The organism is Actinomadura sp. NPDC048394, assembly GCF_040651755.1.
Lineage (GTDB): Bacteria > Actinomycetota > Actinomycetes > Streptosporangiales > Streptosporangiaceae > Spirillospora > Spirillospora montaniterrae.
In genome coordinates, this window is the sequence record NZ_JBEZJL010000067.1 from 20,333 (window position 1) to 33,971 (window position 13,639).

Genomic DNA, 13,639 nt, shown 5'->3' on the forward strand with positions numbered 1-13,639 from the left:
GTCACAGGCGTTCGAAGCCGCGGAACATCTCCCAGTCCGTGACGGCGCGGTCGTAGGCGTCGAGTTCCACGCGGGCGCAGTTGGCGTAGTGCTCGACGACCTCCTTGCCGAACGCGTCGGCGGCCAGGGAGCTGCGCTCCCAGTCGGCGGCCGCGTCGCGGAGCGTCCGCACGACGGTCTCCGCGTCGGTCGCGTAGGCGTTGCCCGCGTACGGCTCCTCCAGCGGCAGCTCGTGCTCGATGCCCCGCAGGCCCGCCGCGACCAGCGCCGACACCGCCAGGTACGGGTTGACGTCGCCGCCCGGCACCCGGTTCTCGATCCGCAGTGACGGCCCGTGCCCGACCAGCCGCAGCGCGCACGTCCGGTTGTCGACGCCCCACTTGATCGCGGTGGGCGCGAACGAGCCCGGCTGGTAGCGCTTGTAGGAGTTGATGTTCGGCGCGTACAGCAGCGTGAAGTCGCGCAGGCACGCCTGCTGGCCCGCGATGAAGTGCTCGCCGATCTTCGACAGCCCGTGCGGGCCGTCCCCGGCGAGGACCGGCGTCCCGTCGGCGTCCCGCAGCGAGATGTGCACGTGGCACGAGTTGCCCTCGCGCTCGTTCGGCTTCGCCATGAAGGTGATCGACATGCCCTCCTGGGCGGCGATCTCCTTCGCGCCGGTCTTGTACAGGACGTGGTTGTCGCACGTCCGCAGCGCCTCGTCGAACCGGAACGCGATCTCGTGCTGGCCGAGGTTGCACTCGCCCTTGGCCGACTCGACGTACATCCCCGCGCCGGTCATGCCGTTGCGGATCCGGCGCAGCAGCGGCTCGACGCGGGCGCCGCCGAGCAGCGAGTAGTCCACGTTGTACTGGTTGGCCGGGGTCAGGTCGCGGTACGCCTTCCGCCAGGCGTCCTCGTAGGAGTCCTGGTAGACGACGAACTCCAGCTCGGTCCCGACGTAGGCGCCCCAGCCCCGCTCGGCCAGCCTGGCGAGCTGGCGCCGCAGGATCTGCCGGGGCGAGGGCGCCACGTCGGAGCCGTCCTCCCACACGATGTCGGCGTGGACCAGCGCCGCGCCCTCCTGCCACGGGATCCGGCGGAGCGTCCCGAGGTCGGGGCGCATGACGAAGTCGCCGTAGCCCCGCTCCCAGGACGACATGGCGTAGCCGTCCACCGTGTTCATGTCGACGTCGACGGCCAGCAGGTAGTTGCAGCCCTCCGAGCCGTGCCCGGCCACCTCCTCCAGGAAGTAGCGGGACGACAGCCGCTTGCCCTGCAGGCGCCCCTGCATGTCGGCGATCGCCACGATCACGGTGTCGATCCGGCCCTCCGCCGCCTCCTCGCGCAGTTCGTCGAGGGTGAGCGATGTGGTCACGTTCCCGGTCTCCTAACGGGCGTTAGCCCAGCGACTGGAGTTCCTGCTCGATGGCCGCCAGCTCCTCGGCGCTGCCCTGCACCTTCGGGCCGGTGAACCACTTGCGGGCCGACAGGACCCACCACAGCCCCGCGCCGCCGAGGACGACGAGGATCGCGATGGGGGAGTAGTTGAAGCTGTCCTTGGTGATCGGGTTCGCGGGCGGCAGGACGAACAGGATCGAGATCACGATGACCCAGGCCACCGCGAGGATCCCGATCGGCCTGCTCCACCGGCCGAGGCTCCACGGGCCGGCCTTGAACTCCTTGCCCTGCCGCAGCCGCAGGAACGTCGGGATCACGTAGGCGATGTAGAGCCCGATCACCGCGACCGACGTCACCGCCAGGTACGCGGTCAGGTTCCAGATCGCGGGCAGCGCGAGGACGAACGCGCCGCCGGCGGCCAGCCAGATCGCGTTGGTGGGGGTCCGGCTGCGCTTGTTGATCCGGTGCCAGAAGGACGAGAACGGCAGCGCCCCGTCCCGCGAGAACGCGTAGATCATCCGGGAGTTCGCCGTCACCGACGACATGCCGCAGAAGAACTGCGCGCCGAACGACACCAGGATCAGCAGCTTGCCCATCGTGTCGCCGGTCGCCGCGATGAAGATCCCGGCCGGGCCGTCCTTGACGGCCTCGCCGTAGTCCTGGATCGCGAAGGTGACGCCGAGCAGCAGCACCCAGCCCGCCACGACCGAGATCAGCACCGAGTTCACGATGCCCTTCGGCCCCGACCGCGCCGCGTCGTGCGTCTCCTCGGTCATGTGCGCGGACGCGTCGTACCCGGTCAGCGTGTACTGCGACAGCAGCAGGCCGATCAGCGCCGCGTACGCGCCGTACTGCCAGCCCGTCTCGTTGACGAACTTGGTGAACACGAACCCGGCGGACTGGTGGTGCGACGGCTTGATCGCCAGCACCCCGACCACGAACGCGACGCCGAGCACGTGCCACCACACGCTGACGCTGCTCAGCACCGAGACGATCTTCACGCCGAACTGGTTCAGCAGCGCGTGCACGACCAGCAGGACCGCGAACAGCAGGAACGTGTGGCCGAGCGTCACCGAGTAGGAGAACTGCAGGTCCAGCAGCGGGTTCAGGAACGCCGCCGAGCCGTAGACGATCGCGGCGGTCACCGCGACCTGGCCGATGAAGTTGAACCAGCCGGTGAACCACGACCACGCCGGGCCGTTCGACGGGGCGAGCTTGGCGGCCCAGTAGTACAGGCCGCCGGCGGTCGGGTAGCTGGAGCACACCTCGGCCATCGCCAGCGCGACCAGCAGCGTCATCGCGCCGACGCCGAGCCAGCCCCAGGTGATGACGACGGGGCCGCCGCCCTTGAGGCCGATGGTGTAGGAGGTCAGGCAGCCCGACAGCACCGAGATGATGGTGAACGAGACCGCGAAGTTGGAGAAGCCGGACATGGACCGGCTGAGTTCCTGGGCGTAGCCCAGCTCGTGCAGCCGTTTCTCGTCGTCGGACATGGGGTCGGGGGATGCCTTGTGCTCGTCGATGCTCACGAGCACCTCCTCGCGTGCCACGGGGGGTTTCGACACAGCCGCAATGGGCTAATGACAGACCATTAATGTTTGCGGAGGGGTCCGCGTCAACCCCCCGAACGACGACGAAACGCACATGTAACGTGGAGCCGGAAGCCCCCCGCGGACCGAAGGACGGTCATGCCCGCACCCGAGCCTGACCCCCGCGCGCCCGACGCCGGGGGCGTTCCCGACCTCGCCGCGGCGGCGGTGTTCCGCCCCGTCCGGGCCGGCAACGCCTTCGAGGAGACCGTCGAGCGGCTCCTGCAGGCGATCAAGCTCGGCGTCGTCGACCGCGGCGAGCGGCTCCCGCCCGAACGCGAGCTGGCGCCGCTCCTCGGCGTCAGCCGCGTCACGCTCCGCGAGGCGATCCGGGCCGTCCAGCAGGAGGGCTACGTCGAGTCCCGCCGGGGCCGCTTCGGCGGGACGTTCGTCACCTACGAGCGCCCGAAGCCCCGGCAGTCCGACCTCAGGCGGGCCCTCGCCCAGATGGGCGACGGCCTCAACGACACCCTCACCTTCCGGATGGCCGTCGAGACCGGCGCGGCGCAGATCCTCGCCACCACCCGGCTGTCGCCGGAGCAGCGGGCGGGGCTGCGCGGCCGCCTCGCCGAGCTGAACGCCGCCGGCCCGGACGAGTACCGCCGCCTCGACACCCTGTTCCATCTCGCCATCGCCGAGATGACCGGATCCGCGCTGCTGTCGGCCGCCTGCGCCGACGCCCGGATGCGCGTCACCGACCTGCTCAACGCCATCCCCGTCCTCGGCCGCAACATCGAGCACGCCGCCGTCCAGCACGCCGCCATCGTCGAGGCGATCCTCGCCGGCGACCCCGAGGCCGCCCGCCGCGCCGTCGCCGAGCACCTGGAAGGCACCGCCGCCCTCCTCCGCGGCTTCCTGGGGTAGCCGGGCCCCCGTCGCCGTGACCGTCGCCGTCGCCCGTTGCGCTGAACGCGATGCGGCGCGTTGACGTAGTCTGAGGTGGTTGCTGGAGGCCACCCCTCGGTGCGCGGGGTGCACGACGGAGGGGCATGACGCATGGGCTGGCTGGCGGGAGTGCTGATCCTGTTCTTCGGCCTGCTGGCGTCCATCGCGCTGCACGAGCTCGGCCACTTCAGCTTCGCGAAGCTGTTCCGCGTGCGGACGACCCAGTTCATGGTCGGGTTCGGGCCCACGATGTGGTCCAAGCGCAAGGGCGAGACCGAGTACGGCGTGAAGTGGATCCCCCTCGGCGGCTACATCCGCATGATCGGGATGCTGCCGCCGCGCCGCGGCGACGCCCCCGGCACCGTCCGGCGGATCAGCACCGGCCCCTGGCAGGGCCTGATCGAGTCCGCGCGCGGCGCGGCGCTCGAGGAGGTGCGGCCGGACGACGGCGACCGGGTCTTCTACGCCAAGCCGTGGTGGCAGAAGCTGATCATCATGTTCGCCGGCCCCGCGATGAACCTCGTGCTCGCGGTGGTGTTCTTCTCGATCCTGCTGATGGGCATCGGGAAGGAGACCCCACAGCCCGTCATCCAGGACGTCTCCGAGTGCGTCGTCCCGGCCAGCCAGTCGAACGTGACGAGCTGCCCCGCGAACGCCACCCCGACCCCCGCCCACCAGGCCGGGATGCGGCCCGGCGACCGGATCCTGTCGTTCCAGGGCCACAAGATCGAGGACTACGAGCAGCTCCGGAAGCTGATCCGCGACTCCGGCGGGCAGAACGTCCCGGTGGTGATCCGGCGCGGCGGCCAGGAGATGACGCTGACCGTCCCGATCGCCCGCAACCAGATGTACGACCTCAACGACGACACCAAGATCGTCAACGTGGGGTTCCTCGGCATCACGCCCACCCAGGCCATGCAGCGGCAGGGGCCCGGCGCCGTCGCCGAGGCGATGGGGTCGATGACCGAGCACACCGTGGGCGCGCTCGTCCGGATGCCGCAGAAGATGGTCGGCGTCTGGAACGCCGCGTTCGGCGGTGAGAAGCGCGACCCGAACGGCCCGGTCGGCGTCGTCGGCGTCAGCCGCATCGGCGGCGACGTCGCCGCCTCCAAGACCCTCACGACCACCCAGAAGGTCTGGTACTTCGTGATGCTGCTCGGCTCGCTGAACCTGGCGGTCGGGCTGTTCAACCTCGTCCCGCTGCTGCCGCTGGACGGCGGCCACATGGCGGGCGCGCTGCTGGAGGCGCTGAAGAAGGCGTTCGCCCGGGTCTTCCGCAAGCCCGACCCCGGCTACGTCGACGTCGCCAAGGCGCTGCCCGTCACCTATGTGATGGCGGCCGTCCTGATCGTCATGGGCGGCCTGCTCATCTACGCCGACGTGTTCAACCCGATCCGGTTCAAGGGCTGATCACACGGTGACCGGCATCTCGCCGGTCTTCAGGAACGCGTCCAGCGCCGCCTCGTAGGGGCCGATGTCCAGGCCCTGCGCGGCCAGCCACACGTCCGACCCGTACGTGCCCGCGTACCGCTCGCCACCGTCGCAGATCAGCGTCACCACGCTGCCGCGCTCGCCGCGCGCCCGCATCTGCGCGATCAGCTCCGCCGCGCCCCACATGTTCGTGCCCGTCGAGCCGCCGACGTCCCGGCCGCTGACCCGGCTCGTCCAGCGCATCGCCGCGACGGACGCCGCGTCCGGCACCTGGATCATCCGGTCGATCACCGTCGGCAGGAACGACGGCTCGACCCGCGGCCGGCCGATCCCCTCGATCCGCGAGCCCGCCGCGGTCCGCTCCGGGTCGCCGTCGGCGAACGACCCGAAGAACGCCGAGCCCTCCGGGTCCACCACCGCGAGCCGCGTCTGGAACCGCCGGTACCGGGCGTACCGGCCGATCGTCGCGGACGTCCCGCCCGTCCCGGCGCCGACCACCACCCAGGACGGCTCCGGGAACCGCTCCAGCCGCATCTGCTCGAAGATCGACTCGGCGATGTTGTTGTTGCCGCGCCAGTCCGTCGCCCGCTCGGCGTAGGTGAACTGGTCCATGAAGTGCCCGCCGCACTCGGCCGCGAGCCGCCGCGACTCGTCGTAGATCGACGACGGGTCGCCGACGAGATGGCAGCGGCCTCCGTAGAACTCGATGAGGCCGATCTTCTCCGGGCTCGTCGACGCCGGCATCACCGCCACGAACGGCAGCCCGAGCAGCCGCGCGAAGTACGCCTCCGACACCGCCGTCGACCCGCTGGAGGCCTCGATGATCACCGTTCCCTCGCGGATCCAGCCGTTCGCCAGCCCGTACAGGAACAGCGACCGCGCCAGCCGGTGCTTCAGCGACCCCGTCGGGTGCACCGACTCGTCCTTGAGGTACAGGTCGATGCCCCACTCCGGGGGCAGCGGGAACACGTGCAGGTGCGTGTCGGCGCTGCGGTTGGCGTCGGCCTCGACCTTGCGGATCGCCTCGGCGATCCAGGCCCGGCACCCCGGGTCGCAGCGGTCGGCGGTACGGCTCACGGTGATGTTCCCCTCGATCCTCGTCGATCGGCCGGGTCCCACGATATCGGCGCATGTCACCGGGCATTATGGTGCCCAGCAGGGGGACACATGATCGACCTTTTCCGGCACCGCATCGTGGAGACCGGGCGGCTGCCGCTGTTCGGCTTCTTCACCGCGTTCATCGTCACGTTCGTGCTGACGCGGGTGATCGTCCGGCTGATCCGCGCGAACGTGAGCGGCTGGTTCGGCAACGTGCGGGCCGGCGACACCCACGTCCACCACGTCGTGTTCGGCGTGGTGCTGATGCTGGTCGGCGGCATCGCGAGCCTCGCCACCCCGGACGCCTACGTCGCGCTGGACTGCGTCGCGGCCGTCGTGTTCGGGGCGGGCTCCGCGCTCGTGCTGGACGAGTTCGCGCTGCTGCTGCACCTCAGCGACGTCTACTGGACGGAGAAGGGCCGCGCGTCCGTCGACGCCGTGTTCGTCGCGATCGCCGTCACCGGGCTGCTGCTGCTCGGCATCCGCCCGTTCGGGTTCGCCGACGCCGTCCCGGACCCGGCGGGCAGCGCCCTCGCGCAGGCGTACTTCGCCTCGACCGTCGCCAACCTCGTCCTCGCGGTGATCACGCTGCTGAAGGGCAAGATCTGGACGGGCCTGATCGGGCTGTTCCTGCCCGTCCTGCTGGTGGTGGGCGCGATCCGGGTGGCGCGTCCGGGGTCGCCGTGGTCGCGCTGGCTGTACGGCCCGGACTCGCGCAAGTACCAGCGGGCGGTGCGCCGGGAGGTGCGGTTCCGGCGGCCGCTGATCCGGGCGAAGATCTGGGTGCAGGAGTTCATCGCGGGCCGGCACGACCTCATCCCGCCGGAGCTGCTGCAGCGCAGCGCCGACGCCGCCGAGCGCGCCCGCCGCCGCAGGCTGGCCCGCGCCGCCCGCAAGGCAGCCGCCCGGGACCGCCGCCGCACCGCCGCCCGGGGCCGCCGTCGGGCCGCCGTCCGGGACCAGCGCCGCGCCGCGGCCCGGGACGAGCGCCGCGCCGCGGGCCGCGGCCGCCGCAGCGTCGCCGACCGCCTGCAGCGCAGCGCCTTCGCGCGCGGCCGCACGAGCGCCGCCGCCCGCCGCCTGGCCCGCCGCCTGGGCGCCGACGACCCCCCGCCGCCGCCCCCGCCCCGCCGCAAACTCCCCACCACCCGCCGCTGACCCGCGTACGCAACAGGCCCAGCCACCGCCCCGGCGAAGCGGTCTCCGGCCCCGGCACCTGAGCCACCGACCGTGACCGGCGACAGGGTTTGTGCCCGGCCACGCGCCGACCCGAGCCGTCGCGATCGCGAGCGAAGCCAAGTTCGAGCCTGCGAGAACTTGATCGCGCAGCGAGGCCCCCAGGGCCGAGCCGGAGCGATGCAGCGATCGCACGCAGTGCCCGTGGAAGGAAGGCGCTCCAGCGCCTGACGCCGAGGGCGCTGCTAATAAACAGGTGCCACGGCGCGGACGGTTTCGATGGTGTCGGCTTCGGCGGCGGTCTTGTCGGGGCGGTAGCGGAGGACGCGGGCGAAGCGGAGGGCGATGCCGCCGGGGTAGCGGGGGCTCTGCTGGACGCCGTCGAAGGCGATCTCGACGACGAGTTCAGGCCGGACGTGGACGGTCCAGTCGTCCTCGCGGACGGCGAGCTCGCGGAGCTTCTCGGTCTGCCAGGCGAGGAGCTCGTCGGTGAGGCCCTTGAACGTCTTGCCGAGCATGACGAAGCCGCCGGTCTCGGGGTCGCGGGCGCCGAGGTGCAGGTTGGACAGCAGGCCCTGGCGGCGGCCGTGGCCCCATTCGACGGCGAGGACGACGAGGTCGAGGGTGTGGCGGGGCTTCACCTTGATCCAGCCGGCGCCGCGGCGGCCGGCGGTGTAGGGGGTGTCGAGGGACTTGACGAGGACGCCTTCGTGGCCGCGGGCGACGGCGTCGTCGAAGAAGTCCTTGGCGGCGGACGAGTCGGCGGTGACGATCCGCGGGATCCGCAGGGGCTCGGGGACGGCCCGGACGAGCGCCGCGCTGCGGTCGGCGCCGGGCGCGTCGAGGAGGTCGTCGCCGTCGAGGTGGACGACGTCGAAGAGGAACACGGTGAGGGGGACGGGTTCGGTGTCCTTGGCGGTGCGGGTCGCGGTGCGGGCGGCGGTGACCTGGAACGGGTAGGGGGAGCCGTCGGGGCGCAGCGCGATGACCTCGCCGTCGAACACGGCGTCGCGGACGGGCAGTTCGCGGACGGCGGCGACGACCTCGGGGAGCCGGGCGGTGATGTCGTCGAGGGTCCGGGTGAACACGCGGACGTCGCCGTCGCGGACGTGGATCTGGGCGCGGATGCCGTCGAGCTTCCACTCGACGGCGGCTTCGGCCTTCAGCTTGGCGAACGCCTCCTCCACCGACGGGGCGGACGCGGCGAGCATCGGCTTGACGGGGCGTCCGACCTCCAGGGTGAACGCCTGCAGCCCGTCGGCGCCGTCGGCGAGGGCGGCGGTGGCGACGGGGCCGAGGGAGCCGCGCAGCATGACGGCGCGGCGGACCTGGGCGGACGGCACTCCGGCCGCGGCGGCGATCGCCTCGGCCATGACGCCGTCGAGGGCGCCCTGGCGCAGCTCGCCGGCCAGCAGCCGGATGAGGAAGCCCTGCTCGTCGCGGGTGGCGCGGCCGAGGAGGGCGGCGACGAGGTCGCGGCGGCGGGCGACGGACCCGGCGCCGGACACCGCGCCGATCTCGGTGAACGCGGCGTCGACCTCGGGGACGGTGAGGGACGGCTCGGCGGCGGGCGGCGGGACGTCGCGCAGCGCGGCGTAGCCGACGCCGATCTGCCGCTGCGGCAGCTCTCCGGACAGGTAGGCGACGACGGTCGCGGCCTCGCCGGGCTCGGCGGCGCGCAGGCACTCCGCGAGCGCCGTGATCTTGGCCTTGCGGCCGGAGGTGCCGGCCACCTCCCGGGACGTCCGCGCGATCTCCGCTATCAGCACCTCCCCATTGTGACCACGGCGTCTGACAATTGACCCGGGCGGGACCCCTGGTCAGCCGGGGCGGTGCTGACTACGTTGACCAGTGGCGGGGTCGATGACGCGCGGGGGAGTGAGGAGCGGGGCGTGGGGCTGCAGCGCGAGCCGTTCCACCGGGTCTACTCGGCGCCGGAGCCGCCGTCGCCGAAGCGCCGCCCGCGGTTGCTGGTGCTGCTGGTCGCGGTGGTGGCGTTCTGCGGGGCCGCGGCGGTGGTGTTCGTGCTGATGCCGGGGCACGGGAAGGACGCGGCGTCGCCGCGGACGTCGCCGTCCGGCGGCACGGCGCCGGGCCGGACGACGGAGCCGCCGAGCCCGTCCGGGACGCCGAGCCCGTCCGAGACGCCGATGCAGGAGCAGACGGTGGCGTCGCTGCCGAAGCCGTGCGCGATGGTGTCGGGCCGCACCGTCGGCAGGACGATCCCGAAGGCCCGGCGGGACGAGAGCGCGAACTCGACGTTCACGACGTGCACGTACACGGCGCAGGGGCCGAGGTTCCGGTGGCTGCGGGTGGAGGTGAACCTGCACGCGCCCGCGAAGACGCCGACGCCGGTGCAGGACGCGGAGGGCGACTACCGGGCGTCGTGGACGCAGGCGCACGACGCGCCGCTGGTCCGGACGATCAGCCTGCGGCGGCAGCGGGGGATCGGCGACGAGGCGTTCCGGTGGTTCAAGGCCGACGACGGGCAGCCGACGGTGGTCGGCGAGGTGACGGCGCGGTTCCGGAACGTGCTCGTGACGGTCAGCTACAGCGAGCAGGCGGCGAAGGGCGCCGCGGACGCCCGGGAGGGGGCGTGCCTCGGCACGGCCGAGGGCGTCGCGCGCGAAGTCCTGGCCACCTTGGCGCATTTCTGACCTGAATCGGCCGATCATGGCTTATTTTCTGTCAGAAGCTTCTAAGGTGTTTCCGGTAAAGGGGAGGAAGTGCGGCGGTCGTGCCCCCACCCGTGTCCGGCGGCCGGCGTGCTTTGCGGTGCATGGGGAGGAGGAGGTCGACGACGTGACCGTTTCCGCGGTTGGAGTGTCCTGGGTGAGGTGATCTCCAGGTCAGCAGCCCGTCCCGTCGAAGGGGCCGTGGAGTGGACCCCGCTCCGCGGCCCTTCGCGTTCCCGATTCCGGGACCACTGGAAAACCGTGCGGTATTCGGCTGCTGCCATTGTGTCACCGAATTCGTTTCGGTGCCGGGCGAAATGGCCGCGGAGTAGAACCGGTTACGATTTCGCGAGTCCCGCACGAACCCACACGTCACGGGCCCGGCCGTCCAGGAATCCGACCTCGTCGAAGAACGCGGTGCACTTGCGGAACGCCCACGCCATCGTCTCCCGGCGGTGCTCGCTGCGCGCCGCGACCCGGCGGGCCAGCTTCGGGTCCAGCCCGACGGCGGTGTAGCACGACGGGTGGATCACCTGCGTGGCCATCAGCCGGGTGCCCTGCGCCAGCGCGTACGCCGCCGCCCGCCGCCGCACCGGCGACGCGTGCGCGACGAGCCGCTTCAGCTCCTCCCGCGCGTACTTGATGTGCCGCGCCTCCTCGATCACGTGGATGCGGGTGACCTGCCGGATCATCGGCTGCACGGCCTCGTCCGGGAACGTCAGCCGCTGGAACGCGTCGGTGAACTCCTCCACCACCAGCGTCCCCGCGAACATCGGCATCGGGTCGTACACGGCCCCGAACAGCTTCGCGAAGTGGTACTCCAGCGCCCGCGGCCGGTGCGTGCGCAGCCCGCAGGTGCGCACCATCCGGCCGAACATCTTCGAGTGCCGGCACTCGTCGGCGATCTCCGTCAGCGCGTAGGCGACGTGCTCGCTGTCGTAGCGGCTCCGGTAGGCGTGCTGGACGAGCGCCTGCATCAGCAGCATCTCCGACCAGATGCCGAACGAGGCGATGCTGCACATCTCCCGCTTGGTCAGCTCCACCCGCTGCCGGTGCGTCAGCCCGTCCCACAGCGGCGTCTCGTAGATCGACACCAGCTGCGGCGCCATGTACCAGACGTCGGGGTCCTGCGGCGCGTCCCAGTCGACGTCGGTGTCGGGGTCGAAGGAGTGCTTGCGGGACGTCCGCAGCAGCCGCTCGGCGACCACCTCCCGGTCGGTGAGCTCCAGCGTGTGGTCGCCGTCCTTGCAGCGGATCCGCGCGGTCCAGGTGGCGGGGCGGTCGGTCAGCAGTTCGGGGGGCATCGATCCTTCTCCTCTCCCGGGGGAGGCCGAGGAGGGCCGCGAGGCCGTGCGCCGCACGGCGGGGCCGGCCCTATTGCACGGGGATTCTGGCGAGCAGGCGGGTGGACGCCGGCGAGATGCGGGACAGGGCGTGCAGCAGGTGTCCCTCGAAGTTGACCGGGACCACGGCCTTGTTCTTGACGATGGCGTCGACGACCCGCTCGGCGACCTTCTCCGCCGGGTACCGGCGCAGCCGGATCGCCTTCTCGCCGCGGGCGCGGACGCGCTCGCGGTGCGCGGCGTCGCCGCCGACGAACGTGCCGTTCTTGACGATGTTGGTGCTGGCGAAGCCGGGGCACACGGCGGTGACGCCGATCCGCGAGGACGCCAGCTCGGCGCGCAGGCACTCGCTGAGCATCAGCACCCCGGCCTTGGTGGTGCAGTAGGCGGGCAGCGAGCGGGTCGGCGCGAACGCGGCGGCGGACGCGATGTTGACGATGTGGCCGCCGAAGTTGGGCTTGTCGGGCTTGTTCGGCAGCGCGTTGACGCGCTCGACCATCTGCTTGCCGAACAGCCGGGACCCGTGGATGACGCCCCACAGGTTGACGCCGAGGATGCGGTTCCAGTCCTCCACACCGTGGTCGAGGAACGGGCCGCTGACGGCGATCCCGGCGTTGTTGACGACGATGTCGGGGACGCGGTGGGCCTGCCGCACCTCGGCGGCGAACGCCTCCATCGCGGCGGCGTCCGCCACGTCCACCTCGTAGGCGCCGCCGCCGGGGCCGAGGGTCTTGGCGAGGGTCACGGTCCGCTCGGCGGACGGCAGGTCGATGTCGGCCGCGAGGACGGTCGCGCCGCGTTCGGCGAGGGCCAGCGCGATGGCGCGGCCGAACCCGCTGCCGGCTCCGGTGACGACGGCGAGCGCCCCGTCGAAGTGCGCGAGTGGCATGCAGACCTCCGAGATGTCCCGAGCGGAATGATCTCCAACCGTACTCAGCCCGCCGCGGCCTCGGCGATGACGGCGTCGACCTCGGCCTTGCGCTCGGCCTCCTCGGCGGCGAACCGCTCGGCGTCGAGCTTCTCGGCGATGTCCTCGTCCTGGTTCATCAGCGCTTCGAGGTCGGCCTTGGACATGTCGAGGACGCCCATGTCGTCGTACGTCCGCTGGATCCGCTCGCTCCAGAGGCCGATGTCCTTCACGCACGGGACGATCCGGCTGAACAGCAGGCTCTGGAACATCTTCATGTAGGGGGAGTTCTCCACCATCTCGTCGACCTCCTTCGGGTCGATGCCGAAGTTGGTCCAGATCTCCCGGCCGCGGATGCGGTCGCGCATGAGGTAGCAGCCCTCGATGACGAAGTCCTCGCGCTCCTTCAGCTCGGGCGCGGACAGCTGCTTGTAGTAGTCGCGCAGGGCGAGCCGGCCGAACGCGACGTGCCGGGCCTCGTCCTGCATGACGTAGGCGAGGAGCTGCTTGGGCAGCGGCTTGGTGGTGATGTCGCGGATGACGCCGAACGCGGCGAGCGCGAGGCCCTCGATGAGCACCTGCATGCCGAGGTAGGGCATGTCCCAGCGGGAGTCGGTGAGGGTCTCGTTCAGCAGGTCCTGCAGCTTGGTGTTGATCGGGTAGACCATCCCGACCTTCTCGTGCAGGAACCGCGTGAACAGCTCGACGTGCCGGGCCTCGTCCATGGTCTGCGTGGCGGAGTAGAACTTGGCGTCCAGGTCGGGCACCGACTCGACGATCCGGGCGGCGGTGACCATCGCGCCCTGCTCGCCGTGCACGAACTGGGAGAACTGCCAGGACGTGGAGTGCTGGCGCAGCTCGCCGCGCTGCTTCTCGGTGAGCTTGTCCCAGTACTTGGTGCCGTAGATGGCGAGGGACTGGTCGGGGACGCCGAGGACGTCGTACGGGTCGACCTCCAGGTCCCAGTCGATCCGCTTGACCGAGTCCCACTGCTTGTCCTTGCCCTTCTGGTACAGGGCGAGGAGCCGGTCCCGGCCGTCGTCGTACTCCCAGGTGAACCGGGTGTCCCCGGCCAGGGGCACGTTCCAGGTGGACTTGCCGACGGGCTCGGTGTAAAGGTCATGGGTCGACACGGGCGTTCCTCCCCGAGGGCGC

The 13,639-nt window shown here is 71.5% G+C and carries 11 protein-coding genes; 4 read left to right on the forward strand and 7 right to left on the reverse strand.

The annotated features are described in order from the left end of the window. Position 1: 1 nt before the first annotated feature. Entirely contained in the window at positions 2–1,357 is a 1,356-nt protein-coding gene (locus AB0C78_RS37160; RefSeq protein WP_360757473.1) for a glutamine synthetase family protein, read from the reverse strand. 22 nt (positions 1,358–1,379) lie between these two features. After that, positions 1,380–2,909 (reverse strand): amino acid permease, encoded by a 1,530-nt coding sequence (locus AB0C78_RS37165; RefSeq protein ID WP_360757475.1) that lies wholly within the window; start codon positions 2,907–2,909, stop codon positions 1,380–1,382. 159 nt (positions 2,910–3,068) lie between these two features. Here AB0C78_RS37165 and AB0C78_RS37170 point away from each other — a divergent pair, with 159 nt between their 5' ends. Continuing rightward, positions 3,069–3,833, forward strand: a complete 765-nt coding sequence (locus AB0C78_RS37170; protein WP_151544348.1) for an FCD domain-containing protein — start codon at positions 3,069–3,071, stop codon at positions 3,831–3,833. A 132-nt stretch (positions 3,834–3,965) separates the two neighbouring features. Beyond that, positions 3,966–5,264 (forward strand): site-2 protease family protein, encoded by a 1,299-nt coding sequence (locus tag AB0C78_RS37175; protein WP_360757478.1) that lies wholly within the window; start codon positions 3,966–3,968, stop codon positions 5,262–5,264. Here the strand turns inward: AB0C78_RS37175 and AB0C78_RS37180 are convergent, their stop codons facing one another. Next, a complete protein-coding gene (locus AB0C78_RS37180) occupies positions 5,265–6,362 on the reverse strand; it encodes a PLP-dependent cysteine synthase family protein (RefSeq protein WP_360757481.1) in 1,098 nt (365 codons plus the stop codon). A gap of 90 nt (positions 6,363–6,452) precedes the next feature. Between AB0C78_RS37180 and AB0C78_RS37185 the strand changes: the two genes are divergently transcribed. After that, entirely contained in the window at positions 6,453–7,541 is a 1,089-nt protein-coding gene (locus tag AB0C78_RS37185) for a hypothetical protein (RefSeq protein WP_360757484.1), read from the forward strand. A 263-nt stretch (positions 7,542–7,804) separates the two neighbouring features. Here AB0C78_RS37185 and AB0C78_RS37190 read toward each other — a convergent pair whose 3' ends face one another. Beyond that, complete coding sequence (locus AB0C78_RS37190) at positions 7,805–9,328, reverse strand: ATP-dependent DNA ligase (RefSeq protein ID WP_360757487.1); 1,524 nt, start codon at positions 9,326–9,328, stop codon at positions 7,805–7,807. 123 nt (positions 9,329–9,451) lie between these two features. Here AB0C78_RS37190 and AB0C78_RS37195 point away from each other — a divergent pair, with 123 nt between their 5' ends. Beyond that, positions 9,452–10,216, forward strand: coding sequence for a hypothetical protein (locus AB0C78_RS37195; RefSeq protein WP_360757489.1), 765 nt, complete (start codon positions 9,452–9,454; stop codon positions 10,214–10,216). Between the two features lie 356 nt (positions 10,217–10,572). Here the strand turns inward: AB0C78_RS37195 and AB0C78_RS37200 are convergent, their stop codons facing one another. The 3 genes from AB0C78_RS37200 to AB0C78_RS37210 form a co-directional block, all read right to left on the reverse strand. Then, positions 10,573–11,538 (reverse strand): diiron oxygenase, encoded by a 966-nt coding sequence (locus tag AB0C78_RS37200; protein WP_360757492.1) that lies wholly within the window; start codon positions 11,536–11,538, stop codon positions 10,573–10,575. 70 nt (positions 11,539–11,608) lie between these two features. Then, complete coding sequence (locus AB0C78_RS37205) at positions 11,609–12,466, reverse strand: SDR family NAD(P)-dependent oxidoreductase (protein WP_360757495.1); 858 nt, start codon at positions 12,464–12,466, stop codon at positions 11,609–11,611. Positions 12,467–12,510: 44 nt separating this feature from the next. Continuing rightward, the gene (locus AB0C78_RS37210) at positions 12,511–13,617 is read right to left on the reverse strand and encodes a ferritin-like domain-containing protein (protein ID WP_151546140.1); all 1,107 of its coding nucleotides are present in this window, start codon (positions 13,615–13,617) and stop codon (positions 12,511–12,513) included. Between the last annotated feature and the right edge of the window lie 22 nt (positions 13,618–13,639).

Excerpts from the sequence above, each read along its gene's own strand:
- AB0C78_RS37170 (WP_151544348.1), top strand. The coding sequence starts at position 3,069 with ATGCCCGCACCCGAGCCTGACCCCCGCGCGCCCGACGCCGGGGGCGTT.
- AB0C78_RS37175 (WP_360757478.1), top strand. The coding sequence starts at position 3,966 with ATGGGCTGGCTGGCGGGAGTGCTGATCCTGTTCTTCGGCCTGCTGGCG.
- AB0C78_RS37185 (WP_360757484.1), top strand. The coding sequence starts at position 6,453 with ATGATCGACCTTTTCCGGCACCGCATCGTGGAGACCGGGCGGCTGCCG.
- AB0C78_RS37200 (WP_360757492.1), bottom strand. The coding sequence starts at position 11,538 with ATGCCCCCCGAACTGCTGACCGACCGCCCCGCCACCTGGACCGCGCGG.
- AB0C78_RS37205 (WP_360757495.1), bottom strand. The coding sequence starts at position 12,466 with ATGCCACTCGCGCACTTCGACGGGGCGCTCGCCGTCGTCACCGGAGCC.